19 protein-coding genes are annotated in these 15,441 nt (G+C 64.2%); 11 read left to right on the plus strand and 8 right to left on the minus strand.

Annotated features, from left to right (window positions below):
- Positions 1-4: 4 nt before the first annotated feature.
- The 6 genes from QA649_RS12950 to QA649_RS12975 all read left to right on the plus strand — a co-directional run bounded on the left by QA649_RS12950 (position 5) and on the right by QA649_RS12975 (position 5,246).
- Positions 5-802: a xanthine dehydrogenase family protein subunit M gene (locus tag QA649_RS12950; protein ID WP_283024520.1), complete on the plus strand. Its 798-nt coding sequence runs from the start codon at positions 5-7 to the stop codon at positions 800-802.
- Between the two features lie 16 nt (positions 803-818).
- Positions 819-2,309, plus strand: coding sequence for an amidase (locus QA649_RS12955; protein WP_283024521.1), 1,491 nt, complete (start codon positions 819-821; stop codon positions 2,307-2,309).
- A gap of 216 nt (positions 2,310-2,525) precedes the next feature.
- A complete protein-coding gene (locus QA649_RS12960) occupies positions 2,526-2,987 on the plus strand; it encodes an Hsp20 family protein (RefSeq protein WP_018641164.1) in 462 nt (153 codons plus the stop codon).
- 76 nt (positions 2,988-3,063) lie between these two features.
- Positions 3,064-3,555, plus strand: coding sequence for an Hsp20/alpha crystallin family protein (locus QA649_RS12965; RefSeq protein WP_283024522.1), 492 nt, complete (start codon positions 3,064-3,066; stop codon positions 3,553-3,555).
- An 84-nt stretch (positions 3,556-3,639) separates the two neighbouring features.
- Complete coding sequence (locus QA649_RS12970; RefSeq protein ID WP_283024523.1) at positions 3,640-3,975, plus strand: hypothetical protein; 336 nt, start codon at positions 3,640-3,642, stop codon at positions 3,973-3,975.
- Positions 3,976-4,139: 164 nt separating this feature from the next.
- Positions 4,140-5,246 carry a trypsin-like peptidase domain-containing protein gene (locus QA649_RS12975; protein WP_283024524.1) on the plus strand — a complete coding sequence of 369 codons (1,107 nt, stop codon included), beginning with the start codon at positions 4,140-4,142 and terminating at the stop codon, positions 5,244-5,246.
- 73 nt (positions 5,247-5,319) lie between these two features.
- On the opposite strand, the gene QA649_RS12980 is transcribed toward QA649_RS12975, so the two are convergent.
- The 4 genes from QA649_RS12980 to QA649_RS12995 all read right to left on the minus strand — a co-directional run bounded on the left by QA649_RS12980 (position 5,320) and on the right by QA649_RS12995 (position 7,302).
- Complete coding sequence (locus QA649_RS12980; RefSeq protein ID WP_283024525.1) at positions 5,320-5,496, minus strand: hypothetical protein; 177 nt, start codon at positions 5,494-5,496, stop codon at positions 5,320-5,322.
- Positions 5,493-5,708, minus strand: a complete 216-nt coding sequence (locus QA649_RS12985; protein WP_283024526.1) for a hypothetical protein — start codon at positions 5,706-5,708, stop codon at positions 5,493-5,495. The genes QA649_RS12980 and QA649_RS12985 overlap by 4 nt, the downstream gene beginning before the upstream one ends.
- Positions 5,709-5,924: 216 nt before the next feature.
- Positions 5,925-6,221: a hypothetical protein gene (locus tag QA649_RS12990; RefSeq protein WP_026311719.1), complete on the minus strand. Its 297-nt coding sequence runs from the start codon at positions 6,219-6,221 to the stop codon at positions 5,925-5,927.
- 181 nt (positions 6,222-6,402) lie between these two features.
- Positions 6,403-7,302 (minus strand): LysR substrate-binding domain-containing protein, encoded by a 900-nt coding sequence (locus tag QA649_RS12995; RefSeq protein WP_018641158.1) that lies wholly within the window; start codon positions 7,300-7,302, stop codon positions 6,403-6,405.
- Positions 7,303-7,509: 207 nt separating this feature from the next.
- Here QA649_RS12995 and QA649_RS13000 point away from each other — a divergent pair, with 207 nt between their 5' ends.
- On the plus strand, positions 7,510-8,301 hold the full coding sequence (locus QA649_RS13000; RefSeq protein WP_283024527.1) for a fumarylacetoacetate hydrolase family protein: 792 nt from the start codon (positions 7,510-7,512) through the stop codon (positions 8,299-8,301).
- A gap of 250 nt (positions 8,302-8,551) precedes the next feature.
- Entirely contained in the window at positions 8,552-8,962 is a 411-nt protein-coding gene (locus QA649_RS13005) for a hypothetical protein (RefSeq protein ID WP_283024528.1), read from the plus strand.
- 10 nt (positions 8,963-8,972) lie between these two features.
- On the opposite strand, the gene QA649_RS13010 is transcribed toward QA649_RS13005, so the two are convergent.
- From QA649_RS13010 to QA649_RS13025, 4 genes are read right to left on the minus strand one after another with little or no spacing between them, the layout of a single operon-like run.
- Positions 8,973-9,716, minus strand: coding sequence for a helix-turn-helix domain-containing protein (locus QA649_RS13010; RefSeq protein ID WP_232954105.1), 744 nt, complete (start codon positions 9,714-9,716; stop codon positions 8,973-8,975).
- Between the two features lie 20 nt (positions 9,717-9,736).
- Positions 9,737-10,588: a CoA ester lyase gene (locus QA649_RS13015; RefSeq protein WP_283024529.1), complete on the minus strand. Its 852-nt coding sequence runs from the start codon at positions 10,586-10,588 to the stop codon at positions 9,737-9,739.
- Entirely contained in the window at positions 10,588-11,040 is a 453-nt protein-coding gene (locus tag QA649_RS13020) for a MaoC family dehydratase (protein WP_018641153.1), read from the minus strand. Before QA649_RS13020 ends, QA649_RS13015 begins: the two co-directional genes overlap by 1 nt.
- Before the next feature lie 44 nt (positions 11,041-11,084).
- A complete protein-coding gene (locus tag QA649_RS13025; protein ID WP_283024530.1) occupies positions 11,085-12,287 on the minus strand; it encodes a CoA transferase in 1,203 nt (400 codons plus the stop codon).
- Positions 12,288-12,516: 229 nt separating this feature from the next.
- Between QA649_RS13025 and dctP the strand changes: the two genes are divergently transcribed.
- Genes dctP through QA649_RS13040 form a run of 3 tightly spaced genes read left to right on the plus strand, consistent with a single transcriptional unit; the run spans position 12,517 to position 15,439 of the window.
- Entirely contained in the window at positions 12,517-13,542 is a 1,026-nt protein-coding gene (gene dctP, locus QA649_RS13030; protein WP_283024531.1) for a TRAP transporter substrate-binding protein DctP, read from the plus strand.
- A 40-nt stretch (positions 13,543-13,582) separates the two neighbouring features.
- Positions 13,583-14,137 (plus strand): TRAP transporter small permease, encoded by a 555-nt coding sequence (locus QA649_RS13035; RefSeq protein WP_283024532.1) that lies wholly within the window; start codon positions 13,583-13,585, stop codon positions 14,135-14,137.
- A gap of 12 nt (positions 14,138-14,149) precedes the next feature.
- Positions 14,150-15,439 carry a TRAP transporter large permease gene (locus QA649_RS13040; protein ID WP_283024533.1) on the plus strand — a complete coding sequence of 430 codons (1,290 nt, stop codon included), beginning with the start codon at positions 14,150-14,152 and terminating at the stop codon, positions 15,437-15,439.
- The last annotated feature ends 2 nt before the right edge of the window (positions 15,440-15,441 follow it).

Here is a 15,441-nt window from a genome sequence, read left to right on the forward strand (position 1 = left end):
ACAAATGAAACCGTTTGCCTATCACCAGCCGGGCCAGATTCCCGACGCGGCCAAGCTCCTGACCTCGATCGAGGACAGCAAGCTCGTTGCCGGCGGCATGACGCTGATCCCGACGCTGAAGCAGCGGCTGGCGAGCCCCGTCGCGCTGGTCGATATGTCGAAGCTCGGATCGCTGAAGGGGATCACTGACGACGGCGTCACCATCACCATTGGCGCAATGACGCCGCATGCAGTGGTGGCGGCCTCAAAACTCGTCCAGGCAAAAATCCCCGGGCTCGCGGCGCTGGCCTCGATGATCGGTGATCCCGCCGTGCGCAGCCGCGGCACCATCGGCGGCTCGGTTGCCAACAACGATCCGGCGGCTGATTATCCAGCCGGGGTGCTCGGCCTCGGCGCGACCGTCATCACCAGCACACGTGAGATCGCGGCCGACAAGTTCTTCCTGGGGCTGTTCGAGACCGCGCTTGAGTCGGGCGAGATCATTACCGCGATCCGCTTCCCGGTGCCGCTCAAGGCAGGCTACGCAAAGTTCAAGGCGCCGGCCTCGCGCTATGCGCTGGTCGGCGTGTTCGTCGCGAAATTCGCCGATGGGGTTCGCGTCGCCGTCACCGGCGCGGGGCCAGGCGTGTTCCGCGTGCCGCCGATGGAGGCGGCGCTGTCGGGCAATTTCGATGCCTCCGCGATCGCGGCGATCAAGATCGATACCGACGGCCTCACCTCCGATATCCATGCCGAAGCCGATTATCGTGCGCATCTCGTCACGGTGATGGCCAAGCGCGCCGTCGACGCGGCGCTCAGCTAGCTCTTTAGGGTTGATGATGACTGATGGTTCCGGCCGAGCGGCCTTCCCGCCGGCGCCGACTGGCCTTGGCGCGCTCTCTGCAACCGAGATCATGGCCGGCTACCGGCGCAAGGCGTTCACTCCGCGCGATGTCGTCGACGACACCATCGCCGCGCTTCAGGCGACGAACGAGGCCTGCAATGCGGTGGTGACGCCGATGTACGAGCAGGCGAGGGCGGAGGCCGACCGTCTCACCAGGGAGATGCGCGCGGGCGAGGTCACGGGACCGCTCGCCGGTGTGCCCGTCACGATCAAGGATCTCGTCTTCGTCGCGGGCGTGCCCGCTTATGCCGGCTCGCCCATGAACAAGGCGTTCGTGCCCGACGTCGATGCCGCCGTGGTCTCGGCCCTGAAGACAGCCGGCGCGATCATCACCTGCAAGACAACCACCTGCGAGTCCGGCTACAAGTTGACGGCGGACAGCCCGCTCACGGGCACGACGCGGAATCCGTGGAATCCCAGCCGTACCAGCGGCGGCTCGAGTGGCGGCGCGGCAGCCGGCGTTGCCGCCGGTTGCGGTCCGATCGCGATCGGCACCGATGGCGTCGGCTCGATCCGCGTGCCCTCGTCCTTCTGCGGCGTGTTCGGCCTGAAGCCGACCTTCGGCCTCGTCCCGCGCTCGCCCGGTTTCTCGCCGCCGTCCTGGGCCTCGCTCGCCCATACCGGCCCGATCACGCGCACGGTGGCGGACGCCGCGCTCACGCTGGAGATCATTGCTTGCTATGATATGCGCGACGCCGCAAGCCTGCCGGTACCATCCCGCCGCTTCGATACCAACCCCGCGCCATTGAATGGAATCCGCATCGGCGGCAGCGTCGATCTCGGCTACGCCGCCGTCAGTCCCGATGTGAGAGCAGCGTTCAACAAGGCGCTGGCCATTCTCGACTCCTGCGGCGCGCAGGTGACGATGGACGGGCCGGGCCTCGATCCCGGTATTCTCGAGCATACCCTGAAGCCGATTGCCTTCACCGAACAGGCGGCGGCAGTCGCGACCAAGACCACGGCTGATCTCGCAAGCTCTGAAGCCGACTATCGCGACGTCGTCCACGCCGGCCGTCACTACAGCGGCACGGACTATATCGAGGCCGGCTACCGGCGCGGTCAGGCGCGCAATGCGTTCCTCAAATTGTTCGAGCGCGTCGATGCGCTGGTGACCCCGACGGTCGCTGTGACCGCGTTCGAGGCCGGGCAGATCGGTGTCGGCTCGATCGACGGCCGCGAGGTCGATCCGCATCTCGGCTGGTCGCCCTTCACCTGGCCGATCAATCTCGCCGGGCTTCCGGCGGCGACGCTGCCCTGCGGCTTCGACCGCGACGGCATGCCGATCGGTTTGCAGATCGTCGCGGCCTGGCTCGACGAGCCCACGATTTTCCGCATCGCCGCAGCGTTCGAAGCGGCGCAGCTTTGGGGGAAGTTCTGGCCGTCAATGGCATTGAACGAGCAATGGGGAGTGAGGGCAAAAGCGTAGGGGGCCGGAACCGGACGGCCTCGTCCCCGCGGCTCGAAAATTTTTAGAGCAGCCCCCTTGAAATCGATATCGGTTTTTCTAGGTCATTTTTCGCCGCGAGAGCGGTGTGCCGGACGCCAGATCGGGTCCGGCGCGGGCGCCGGACTGGTCGTCGGACCTGTCTGATCCCTGTCCTGCGCTCCTTCGTATCCATCTTGCTCTCAGGAGGACTTGGTTATGAGGACCAGTTTCGACTTCGCGCCCCTGTGGCGCTCCACCATCGGCTTCGATCATCTGGCTGACCTCGTCGACAGCACGTTGCGCCAGGCGACCGAGGACAACTATCCCCCCTACAATATCGAGCGTTCCGGCGAGGACCACTACCGCATCAGCCTTGCGGTGGCGGGCTTTGGCGCCAGCGACATCTCGGTGACGGCCGAGCAGAACGCGCTCACCATCGAGGGCCGGAAGCCCGAGACTGCTGCGCACGAATATCTGTACCAAGGCATCGCCGCGCGTCCGTTCCGGCGCGTGTTCAATCTCGCCGACTATGTCCAGGTGAAGCAGGCCTCGTTCCAGGACGGGCTGCTGATCATCGACCTGGTCCGCGAGGTCCCGGAAGCCATGAAGCCGCGCCGGATCGCGATCACGAACGGCGCTCCTGCGGCATCGCAGATCGAGCAGAAGAAAGCGGCCTGAGCGCTCGATCGATCCAATGGCGGAACGCGGCTCGCGAATGCGCGGGCCGCGCTCCCGATGCATGAAGGAGGCAATCATGGGTTTTCGTGATCTCATTCCCTGGTCGAGAAACCAGGATCTCGCGCCCGCGCGCGAGAATTTCGATCCGTTCCTGACGCTTCACCGCGAGATGAACCGTCTGTTCGAAGACGTCTTCCGCGGTTTCGGCGGGACCAGTCTGTCGCCGCTGATGGAAGGCCGTTTCGGCTGGCCGAAGGTCGAGCTCAGCGAGACCGACAAGACGCTGACCGTTTCGGCGGAGCTTCCCGGCCTGACGGAGAAGGACGTCCAGGTCGAGGTCGCCAATGGCGTCCTGACCGTCCGCGGCGAGAAGAAGGCGGAGCGCAACGGCGAAGGCAGGTACTTCACCGAGCGCTACTACGGCGCCTTCGAGCGGCAGATCCCGCTGGAGGGCGTTGAAGAAGACAAGGCGGAGGCGTCGTTCACCAACGGCGTCCTGACCGTGTCGCTGCCGAAATCCGAGAAGGCGCGCGAAGGCGTCAAGCGCATCGCGATCAACACGCATTAGCGCCGAGCGCGGCGGCGGCGATTGCCGCCGCCGTCCCATCGTCGACAACGTCCCTTGGAAAGGAGCATGAGGGGAGGTACCACCATGACCAATGTGAATAGCAATGCCGGCACTCTCAATCCGCTGTTTCACCCCGCGGCCCACTATGACTCGCCTGCCGACGTCCTGAATGCGACAGAACTCTCTCCACCGGAGAAGCGGATCATTCTGTCGTCCTGGGCGTCCGACATGTACGCAGTCGAGTCCTGTCCAGCCTTGCGCGAAATCCCCGGCATGAGCCACACGGTTCGGCTCGCCGATATCCTGGCCGCTCTGCGCAAGCTCGACGGCGACAATGACAATGACGACCCGCCGCGCGGTGGCGGCGTCCCGATGCGGCAGCGGCGGCCTTGGGCCGCCGCAGAGGGGCGAGGCGCATGATGTTGACGCAGACCGTCTTGGGACTCGTGCTGCTCGGTCAGGCCGCGGCGGCCTGCACCGTTCCGTTCCTGGCCCTGCAGGGTTGGACGGTCGCGACACGCGACGAAGAGTGAAGCCACGACTTGTCCGATTTCCCATCCAAGACATAGCGGCAGGTAACGAACATGAATGCTGTGCGTCTGCTCTTGCCGGCGCTGCTGGTGCTGACCCTCTCGGCATCACAGCCTGCCGCAGGCCAGATTCCCGATCTGAAGACCGGCGACTCGGTGCCGACCGTGGCGCCGCTGGTGCGGCAGGTGACGCCGGCCGTGGTCAACATCTCCGTGCACGGCCGCGTACGCGAGGACAATCCGCTCTATCGTGATCCGCTCTTCCGCGAATTCTTCGACGTCCCCCGGCAGGTCGAGAAGGAAGTCAACGCGACCGGCTCCGGCGTGATTGTCGATGCCCAGCGCGGCTACGTGCTGACCAACAATCACGTGGTCGAAGGCATCGCCGCCGTGCAGATTACGACCAAGGACGGCCGGCAGTTTTCCGCCAAGGTGGTCGGGCGTGATCCGCCGACTGATGTTGCCGTGCTCCAGATCCAGAACCCGGCCGGCCTCAAGGCGCTCCCCTTCGGCGACAGCGACGCGCTCGAAGTCGGCGATTTCGTGCTTGCGATCGGCAATCCCTTCGGCCTCGGCCAGACCGTGACATCGGGCCTCGTCAGTGCGCTCGGCCGCACCGGCATCGGCAAGCAGGGTTATGAGGATTTCATCCAGACCGATGCCGCGATCAATCCCGGCAATTCCGGCGGAGCGCTGGTCAGTCTGCGCGGCGAACTCGTCGGCATCAACTCGGCCATCATCTCGCCCGCCGGCGGCAATGTCGGCATCGGCTTCGCCATTCCGGTCAACATGGCGCGCAAGGTGATGGAGCAGATCATCGCCAACGGCCGCGTCGAGCGCGGCCGTATCGGCATCTCGCTGAGGGACCCGCATCCGACGGTCAACAAGGGATTGAATCAGGGCGCCGTCATCGCCGATGTCGCCGCGGATTCGCCGGCGGAAAGGTCGGGCTTGCGCAGGGGGGATGTCGTCACCGGCGCCGACGACCGCCCGATCCGCACCGCCGCCCAGCTCCGCAACACGATTGGTCTTGCGCGAGTCGGCGAGGATGTGAGGCTCTCGGTCCTGCGCAACGGTGCGCCGCTCAGTGTCAGCGTAAGAATCGCGCCCGCGAGCGAGTCGAGCAGTGCGCTTGCGGGCCCCAATCGCCTCGTCCGCTAAACCGCACGCAGGGGCTGCCGAAATATCGGTGGTTCAGTCCCCTGCGAAGGTTAGGGCCGCGTGACTTTCCGGCTCACGCCGCTCGGTCGTCCAACTCGCCCTGCAAGTCGCGGATCAGTCGCCGCTCGCGCTCGATGCGCTGGCGGTAGAGTTCGCGCTCGCGCTCGGTCTTGGCGCTTGCAAGGAGCAGTTCGTAGTGACCGATCACCTTCTCGCTGCCTCGAATGAGCAGCTCCCGGTAGCCGTTCATTGCGCCGCCCTCATCTCGGCCGGCGTATTCGCGCCGCCGAAGGAAACCGGGAAGGTCGCCGCGGTCAGGCTCTCAAGCGCGCTGCGCTCTTCTGCGAGACGTCTTTCGATGAACTGACGTTCGAGCTCCGACAGCTTGGTCTTCAGAAGACGCCGGTAGCGGTGGATGTTGTTACGGTGTGCGCGAATGCGGGCCAAATTCTCATCGAACATCGTCGTCTCTCCAGACGGTCGCGTTAGGTCCTTTGATTTTTGAGGGTGAGAAACAGCTTTCTCAGTACAAAAATATGCAGCTGGAATTCCGTGTCAAGAGGATTGCGACGCGTCGTCGAATATCTGCCGTCGCAGGAGCTACGACAGCTCGGTCCGTGTGCCGCGGGTGAAATGGCGGTGCTTGCGCAGATAGCTCACAAGGAGCCATGCGAGCGTCTACGCAGCCGACTCTATATTCACCAAAACTTCACCGGCGATGATTTCGGGATCCCCAAGATCAAGGTCATGCAAGCTTGCCTGGATGAACCCCATTACCTTGGCGTTCGCCGCATTGGCGCTTTCGCGGTCCTCAAATATCGTCACGGCGACACCAACGCCTTCGCCCCCGTCCAATACATAATATGACTTGAAGCCGGGCGACTCCCTCAGGATCTGACCGACGCCGCTTTTGGCGCGGCGGGCAGCATCCGCGACCGAACGAACCTTGGTGTACTTTCGAATGAGTATGAACATCAGGCCACCCTTGCGTCTCGGTTCCTGCGCCACGCATCAAAGCATACCGGGCCGGTGCTGGACTAGGGCGTACTTATGAAGCGGATCAAAAACGGAGATCAACGAGCAATGTCCGACCTGCCGCGTGATCGGCGGACGCTGTTGGGCTTCGGGGTATTTTTGACTACCTCTGCGATACACTTCAGGAAAGCTCAATCGGCGCACCGCGGCCGCTGAGCTCTTCGTCGAGACGGAGATAGTGCGCGAGGTAGTCGTGCAGCGCGGTTGCCGCCTTCGAGGTCGCGCCGCTTGACTTGTAAAGCAGCAGCTCGATCTTCGGCAGCGGCGGTAGGCCTTCGTTCGGGCCGATTTCACGCATCGCCGGCACCAGCGCGCTGCGACCGAGCACGGTGACCGCCATGCCGGCGAACGCTGCGGCCTGAAGGCCGCCGACGCTTTCGCTGACGCAGGCGATACGCCAGCGCAAATTCGCGCGCTCCAGCGTGTCGATGGCGTAGTCGCGATAGATGTTGCCGGGCGGCAAGAGCGCCAGCGGGATCGGGCGCTCCTGGTGCGCGGCGGATTGCTCGCCGGTCATCCACACCAGTTGCTCGCGCCGAACCACCTGGCCGCCGGTGAAATCGTTCATGCGGGTGACGAGCGCGATGTCGACGTCTCCGCGTTTGACGAGGCCGACCAGTGGCGTCGACAGCGCGCAGTTGAGCTCGACCTGCACCCGCGGAAATGACTTTCGAAACACACTGAGGATCTGCGGCAGCATGAACGCCGCATAGAGGTCGGGCGTGCCAAGCACGACCTGGCCCTCGATCTCCTGTGACGCCAGTTGCGAGATCAGCTCGTCATGCAACCTCAGGATGGATTTTGCGTAGGTCAGGACCGTGGTGCCGTCGTCGGTCAGCGTCAGCCTGCGGCCGCCATGCTCGAACAATTGCTTGCCGGTCAGCTCCTCCAGCCGCTGCAATTGCAGCGTGATGGCCGGCTGGGTGCGGCCAAGCCGTCGCGCGGTCTCGGTGATGCTGCCGGTCTCGACCACCGAGATCAGCGAGCGGAGCATGCGGATGTCGAGGCTGATGAGGTTCATGTGGCATCCATGTCGCCCAGAATTTATGCAAGTTCCATGCTAGCAGATTTGCGTGGGCCGCCTTGGGCGCAAGGCCGCCGAGGCGGCCTGTCTCATCAATAAGACGATGGCACGTCCGTCCAGCGTTGCTGGCATACTGAATATCGACTATCAGCCGGATCGGCGCGCATGAACGCCGCCCAACGAAACCCAAAGGGAGCACAAAAGATGAAAAAGACCACGCGCCGGGACCTGCTTGCGACCGCCGCCGCCGTGACCGCAGCTTCCATCGCCGATGGCGCGCCGGCCGCCGCGCAGGCCGCCCCCAAGCCGATCTTCCCGGTGCCAATGGTCGCGATCCCCATCGTCGGCGAGACCCAGGTGTTTCAGGTCCGCCGCATCTACTGCATCGGGCGCAACTACGCTGCGCACGCGATCGAGCGCGGTTCGGACCCGACCCGCGAGCCGCCGTTCTTCTTCCAGAAGCCTACGGACGCGATCCAGAACGTCGCGATCGGCGAGGTCGCCGACCATCCCTATCCCTCGCTGACCAAGAATTATCATCACGAGGTCGAACTGGTCGCTGCGCTGAAATCCGGGGGCTCCAACATCCCGGTCGATAAGGCGCTCGACCATGTCTATGGCTACGCGCTCGGCCTCGACATGACCCGGCGCGATCTCCAGAACGGCATGGCCGCAGAGAAGAAGCCGTGGGAGATTGGCAAAAGCTTCGACCACGCCGCGGTGATCGGTCCGATCCACCCGGCCAGCAAGACCGGCCATTTCGAGAAGGGCGCCATTTCGCTCGCGATCAACGGGACGGTGAAGCAGAGCTCGGATCTCAGCAAGATGATCTGGAGCGTTGCCGAGCAGATTGCGAAGCTGTCGGAAGCGTTCGAGCTCAAGGCCGGCGACATCATATATTCCGGCACGCCGGAGAATGTCGGGCCGGTGGTGAAGGGCGACGTGCTGCTGTGCAAGCTGGAGGGCTTGCCCGACATGTCGATCAAGATTGTCTGACCTTCGCCTCTCCCCGCGCTTTTCCGCCGAAGCTTTAGCGAAGGCGGATGCGGGGAGGGGCGCCTTGCACTCGACGGCAACGGGTTTACCAGCGCCAAGGTCGCGCCGTAGTTGCGCTGATCGCCTTCGCTGGGGCTATGCCCTCGAATTGCCGGAGTTCCATCGGCGATTGCCCCGTGTTGGGCAACGGACAAACGTCCTGCGGCCATATTTGAGTAAGAGTGATCTTCCCCTCGAGGGAGGCACTCCGATGAAGAAAGCTCTGATCACTGCCGTCGTTCTGTTAGCTGGCGTGCCTGCGGGCGCTGCCGCACAGGAGCGTGCTGGTGCTGCAGCAATCGGAGCCGTGTCAGGCGCCGTGGTGCTGGGGCCGATCGGTGCCGTCGCCGGCGCGGTGGTTGGTTATACCGCCGGACCTGCAATCGCGCGATCCTGGGGCGCGAGAGATTCGCGCTCGGCACGACATCGCCAGCCGCCGCGTCGCGAGGCCAATCGCGCAGCCGGCGCTCCGCCGCGCACGCGTCAGGCGATGAACGCCAACGGACAGATCAGAGCCGCCAGCAATCCGCCGCCTCAGGTCGCGCCCGCGGCGCAGCCTGTTGAGGCCGCACCTGCCATGCCGGCGGAGACCACGCAGCCGCCCGTTCAGGGATTCGAATGAGGCCTCGGCCTCAGGCCGCAGAGGTCTTCGGCCGCAGCCGGTCGACCGTCCGCGCGATCAGCGCGGCCACGTCAGGCACCTTCGGGCCGATGCGAAATTCCGGCCCCGCCACGACGACCGACAGTCTGCGGTCGCCGATCGGCAGCGGGATCGCGGCACCCGCAAGATCGCGGCTGTAATCCGCGAAACTCTGGCAATAGCCCCGCGAGATGGAGTTGCGCAGCTCGGTTTCCACCGCCTCGATGCTGATCGGCGTCGACGGGCCGTACTGCTTGAACTCGATCTTGCGATAGACGGAGTCGCGCTCTTCCTGCGAATATTGCAGCAGCAGTGCACGGCCGCTCGCTGTGGCGTGGATCGGCACGCGATGGCCGATGGTCGCGAAATAGCGGATCGCAGCCTTGGATTCGACGACGTCGATGAACACCGCCATCACGCCCGCCGGCGCCACGATGGATGCGGTCTCGCCGGTTTCCGCCGAGAGATCGGAGATCAGCTGATGCGTCCAGGGCGGCAGCGGCTCGACCTCCGAGATCATCCGTGCCATCGCCAGCCACCGCGGCGTCGGATAGAATCCGGCGCGCGGCCGCGGCTCATAGAGATAGCCCTTCTCCGACAGCGTCGCGAGCAGGTTGAAGGTCGACGAGCGCGGCCAGCCGAAATGATCGGCGATCTCGGCAAGCGTCGCTGGCTTCTTCACTTGCGCGAAGAATTCCATGATCTCCAGGACATTTGCAGCTTGGCGAACGATCATGGTGAGGCTTGCGTCCCGATCTAGGGCTGGCCGAGGATCTTCTTCGCGGCGCGAAGATGCGGCTTGTCGATCATCTGGCCGTCAAGCCGCAGCGTGCCGGAATTCGGATTGCTCGCGAACGCGGCGATGACCTTCTCCGCCCAGGCGCGCTCGGCGTCTGTCGGCGCGAACGCCGCATTGACGATATCCACATGCTTGGGATGGATCAGCGCCTTCGCCGAAAAACCGTCGCGCCGCGCCGCGCGCGTCTCCTGCTCGAGGCCCGCGAGATTGTCGATGTCGGTATAGACGGTATCGATCGGCGCGACCTCGGCCGCGGCTGCGGCCATCAGGCAGAGATCGCGCGCGAGGCGATAGGGGCTGTGGAACACGCCGCCGCTCGCTTTCTCGGTGGCGCCGAGTGACGCGGAGAGATCCTCCGCGCCCCACATCAGGCCGGCGAGGCGAGGCGAGCAGCCCTTGTAGCTGCCGAGTCCGAAGATCGAGCTCGCGGTTTCAGTGGCAACACAGACGATGCGGGTGGTACCGATCGTGATGCCGGCTGCCGCTTCCAGAGCTTCGAGCCAGGTCGCGACCTGCCGCACGTCGTCGCCGCCTTGCGATTTCGGCAGCACGATGCCGTCGGGCTTGCCCGGCATCACCGCGGCGAGATCGGTCAGCGTCATGCCGGTATCGAGCGCGTTGACGCGGACATAGAGCTGGTGCGGGCCGGGACGGCTCTTCAGCATCGCCAGCGTCAACTCGCGCGCTTCCGCCTTCTTCTCGGTGACGACGGAATCCTCGAGGTCGATGATCAGCGCGTCGGCCTTGCCTTCGCTCGCCTTCTCGAATTTGCGCGGGGAATCGCCCGGCACGAACAGCATCGAACGCATCAGACCGGCCTCTTGTGCATCATCGCCATGCGGCGGCATTTGCCGACGATCTCGTCGTTCTGGTTCAAGGCGTGGTGCTCGAACTCGACGATGCCCGCTCTCGGGCGCGATTTGGATTCCCTCAACGAAAGCACCTTCGTCGTCGCCCGCAAGGTGTCGCCATGGAAGACCGGTTTCGGAAAGGTCACGTCGGTCATGCCGAGATTGGCGACGGTTGTCCCCAAGGTCGTATCATAGACCGTCATGCCGATCATGATGCCGAGGGTGTAAAGGCTGTTGAAAATGCGCTGACCGAACTCGGTCTTTTCGGAGAAATGCGCGTCGATGTGCAGCGGCTGCGGGTTGAGCGTCAGCAGGCTGAACATGGTGTTGTCCATTTCCGTGACGGTTCGGGTCAGCGGATGCCTGAACTCCTGGCCCACGGAAAAGTCCTCGAAATAAAGTCCGGCCATCGCGGTTCCTCCCTGTGTCCTGCGATTGTGGCCCACGCTGCGATTTAAGGCGGCGCGGCCAGATGAACTGCTTTCTGCTCTGCGAGCCGTTCGATCTCCTCAGTCGAGAAACCGGCCTCGCGCAGAATGTCGCGGCCGTGCTGGCCGAGCGTGGGTGCGGGGCCGGCGGCCTCCGGCTGGGTCACGCTCCAGGTCGAGGGCACGCGCATCTGGCGGATGCGGCCTTCGATCGGGTGATCCACGGTCCTGAAGAAACCGGTGGCCTTGAGGTGCGGGTCGTCCAAAATCGTCTCCAGCGTGTGCATCGGCATCACTGGAATATCGGCGCGCTCCAGAAGCTCTCGCCACTCGGCGGTGGTGCGTGTCGCGAAGATATGGCCGATCTCTTCGTAGATCTCGTCGATGTGCCTGGTGCGCGCGGCGTGGTTGGCAAACCGCGGTTGATCGAGGAAATGCGGTTGCCCGATCGCCTCGAAGAAGCTGCGCCAGTGCTTGTCGTTGTAGATGAGGACGCAGAGATAGCCGTCGCTGGTCTTGTAGGGGCGGCGGTAACGCGAGAGCAGGCGGGCGTAGCCGCCATGATCGAGCGGCGGATCGTAGGTCAGACCGCCCAGATGATCGACCAGCACGAACTCCGCCATGGATTCGAACATCGGCACGTCGATGCGCTGACCCTCGCCGGTGCGCTGCTGGTGCATCAGCCCGCCCATGATCGCATTCACCATCATCAAGCCGACGATGCGATCGGCGATCGTGACGGGGACATAGCGCGGCGTGCCGTCGCCGGCGGCAGCTAACAGCGTCGGAATGGTCGCCGCGCCCTGGATCAGATCGTCGTATGCGGGCTTGGCAGCGTAAGGGCCCGACTGGCCGTAGCCGAAGGCGCCGACATAGACGAGGGCGGGATTGATCGCGGCAAGCGTTTCGTAGTCGAGGCCGAGCCGCGCCATCGCCTGCGGGCGCACATTATAGACCAGCGCGTTGGCGCGCCTGGCGAGGCGCAGCAGCGTGTCGCGGCCATCCGTCTTCTTGAGGTCGAGCACGATGCTGCGCTTGCCGCGATTGGCATTGTGGAACATCCCGCCCATGCCGGGCGTGCGGCCGGGACCGATCTGGCGAACGATGTCGCCTTCGGGGCTCTCGACCTTGATGACGTCGGCGCCCATGTCCGCCAGCACCTGGGTGCCATAGGGGCCCATCAGCACCGAGGTCAGGTCGAGAATGGTGAAGCCGGCGAGCGGTCCCATGGGGCCTCGTGAGAGGAATTCATATGCGTGGAGTTAGAGTTCATAGAAGCTGGGTGTCAATTCAATGAAACTAGCTTCCGGCGCATGGCTCCATGCATAGTTCATATACTTGACATATAAATTCACATATATGTACATTTTCCTCAAGCAAGAAATTGGAGTGAGGACCGGGACGGTGTCGCAGCGATTGGCTGCCGCCTTCCCGTGGGGACGCGTCAGGGAGAATGAAATGAAGAAGAATCTGGCATGGGCTGCAGCCGCGCTCGCTCTTTCGCTGCCTGTCTCGACAATGCCGGCGCGGGCACTGGAGCTGAAGGTCGCCGACAGCTTCCCCGCCGGTCACTATCTCGTCCGCCTGCTGCTCAAGCCCTGGATGGACGACGTCACCAAGCGCACCAACGGCGCGGTGACCTTCACCTATTATCCGAACCAGCAGATCGGCAAGGCGGCCGACATGCTGCGGCTGACCCAGTCGGGTGTGGTCGACATCGGCTACATCGGGCCGTCCTATGTCTCCGACAAGATGCCGCTCTCGGAAGTCGCGCAGCTGCCGGGGGCCTTTGAGACGAGCTGCCAGGGGACGATGGCCTATTGGAAGGCCGCGCGTGAAGGCGTCCTGGCCAAGCAGGAATATGCACCCAACAAGATCAAGCTGCTGTTCGAGGTGGTGCTGCCGCCCTATCAGGTGTGGACCGCGAAAGCCAAGGTCGACACGACCAAGGACATGCAGGGCCTGAAGCTGCGCACCACGGGCGGCGCGCAGGATCTGACATTGCGTGCGCTCGGCGCGGTGCCGGTGCGCATGGCGGCACCCGATGCCTATGAATCGCTGTCGCGCGGCACCATGGACGGTCTGCTGTTTCCGATGGAGAGCGTCGTGGCCTATGGCCTGGACAAGCTGGTCAAACACGCCACCGAAGGCGTCAGCTTCGGCAGCTTCATCGTCGCCTATTCCATCAACCAGTCGGTCTGGGACAAGCTACCCGACGACGTGAAGAAGGCGATGAACGAGGCGTCCGAGGCGATCGAGGCGACCGCTTGCGCGCAGGTCGACAAGGAAACGGAGACCACCAAGAAGCACCTTCAGGACCAGGGCGTCAGCTTCGATCCGTTGCCGGAGGCAACCCGAACCGAGATGAAGGACAAGCTGCGGGGCGTCGGCAAGGACTGGGCCAGTGGGCTCGACAGCCGTGGCAAGCAGGCCTCCGCCGCGTTGAAGGAGTTCGAGGATTTGCTCGCCGCCGGCGGCAAGTAAAGCGTCAAGTCATCCGACAAAGAAGAAGGAGGCGCCAGAGGTGATCAAGCGGGCGGGAGATGTGCTCGGCGCGCTGGAGCGCGCGCTGACGGTGATCGCGGTGGTGTTCCTGTTCGTGATCATGCTGCTGGTGGTGACCGACGTGTTCATGCGCTATGTGCTGAACAGTCCGTTCGCCTTCACCTATGATCTGATCGGGCTCTATCTCCTGGCCGGGGTGTTCTTCTTCACGCTGTCGGATGGCCTGCGCGAGCATGCGCATGTCGGCGTCGATATTCTCTTGTCAAAGTTCTCGCCGGCGGGGCGGCGGCTGTCCGAGATCATCACCGCACTGGCCGGTCTGTTTGTCTTCATCCTGATCTGCAAGGTCGGCTTCGAGCGCGCGCTGGAGAATTACGAGCAGCACGACGTGCTGGCCGGCGCGATCGCCTGGCCGACCTGGATCTCGGCGGCGCTGGTGCCGTTCGGTTGCGGTGTGCTGGTGCTGCGGCTGGCGCTTCAGCTCGTCGGCAATGTGCTGAGCCTCGTCAGCGGTCGCGATCTTTATCCGCTGCCGCCGGTCACCGGCGTCGGTGAAGCACGCAGCTTCGAGTAACGGGCGATATCCATGACACCCTTCATCGTTCTCGCCCTGCTGTTCGGCCTGCTCGCGCTCGGCACGCCCGTCGGCTTTGCCATGGCCTTCTCCGGCTCGGTCGGCCTCGTCATGGTCGGCGGATGGTCCACGCTGTTCGGCATATTGCAGACCGCGCCGCTCTCGACCGTCTCCTCCTACGAGCTGATCACCATCCCGATGTTCCTGCTGATGGCGGACCTCGTGCTGCTGTCGGGTGTCGCGGACGATCTGTTCAAGACCGCGTCGGCCTGGGTCGGGCGCATTCCCGGCGGTCTCGGCATGGCGACCGCGCTCGCCGGCGCCGGTTTTGGTGCGATCTGCGGCACCTCGACGGCCTCGGCCGCGACGCTGTCCTCGACCAGCCTGCCCGCGATGATCCGCCAGGGCTACGAGCCGAAGATGGCCGCGGGTGTCGTCGCGATATCAGGCACGTTGTCGATGCTGCTGCCGACCAGCGTGGCACTCGTCATCTTCGGCCTGCTCGCCGAGGTCAACATCGGCAAGCTGCTGATCAGCGGCATCATCCCCGCGATCCTCGTCACTATCACCATCATGGCCACGATCTACTTCCTGGTCTGGCAGGATCCGTCGCGCGCGCCGGCCGCGAAATCGGTGCCATGGCGCGAGAAATTCGCGCTGCTGTGGCAGGTCTCGCCGATGGTGGTGCTGTTCTCGATCGTCACAGGCACGATCTATCTCGGCGTCGCCACGCCGACGGAAGCCTCGGCCTTCGGCGCGTTCGGCGCCTTCCTGCTCGCGATCGTCAAGGGCAAGATCACGCCGTCATCGCTCTACAAGACGCTGCTGCGCGCCTGCCACGGCACCTGTATGATCATCATGATCCTCGTCGGTGCCTCGATCTTCGGCTATTTCTTCACGCTCACCCATGTGACGCAGGACCTCGTCGCCTGGATCGGCTCGCTTCCGGCCTCGCGCTGGGTGATCATCACGCTGATCCTGTGCGGCTATATCGTGCTCGGCTCGTTCATGGACCAGATCGCGATCCTGGTGCTGACCGTGCCGATCGTGCTGCCGCTGATCAAGACGCTCGGCTTCGATCCGATCTGGTTCGGCGTGATCAAGATCGTCACCGCCGAGGTCGGCATGATCACGCCGCCGGTCGGGCTCAACTGCTTCATCGTCGCCCGCTATGCCAAACGGCCGGTGGCCGAGGTCTTCCACGGCACCTTCCCGCATTTCATCGCGCACCTGATCGCGATTGCGATTCTGGTGGCGTTTCCGTCTATCATCCTCTGGCTGCCCTCGCAGATGGGGCGCTAGGA

The sequence above is a fragment of the Bradyrhizobium sp. CB1717 genome, from assembly GCF_029714325.1.
Taxonomy (GTDB): Bacteria; Pseudomonadota; Alphaproteobacteria; order Rhizobiales; family Xanthobacteraceae; genus Bradyrhizobium.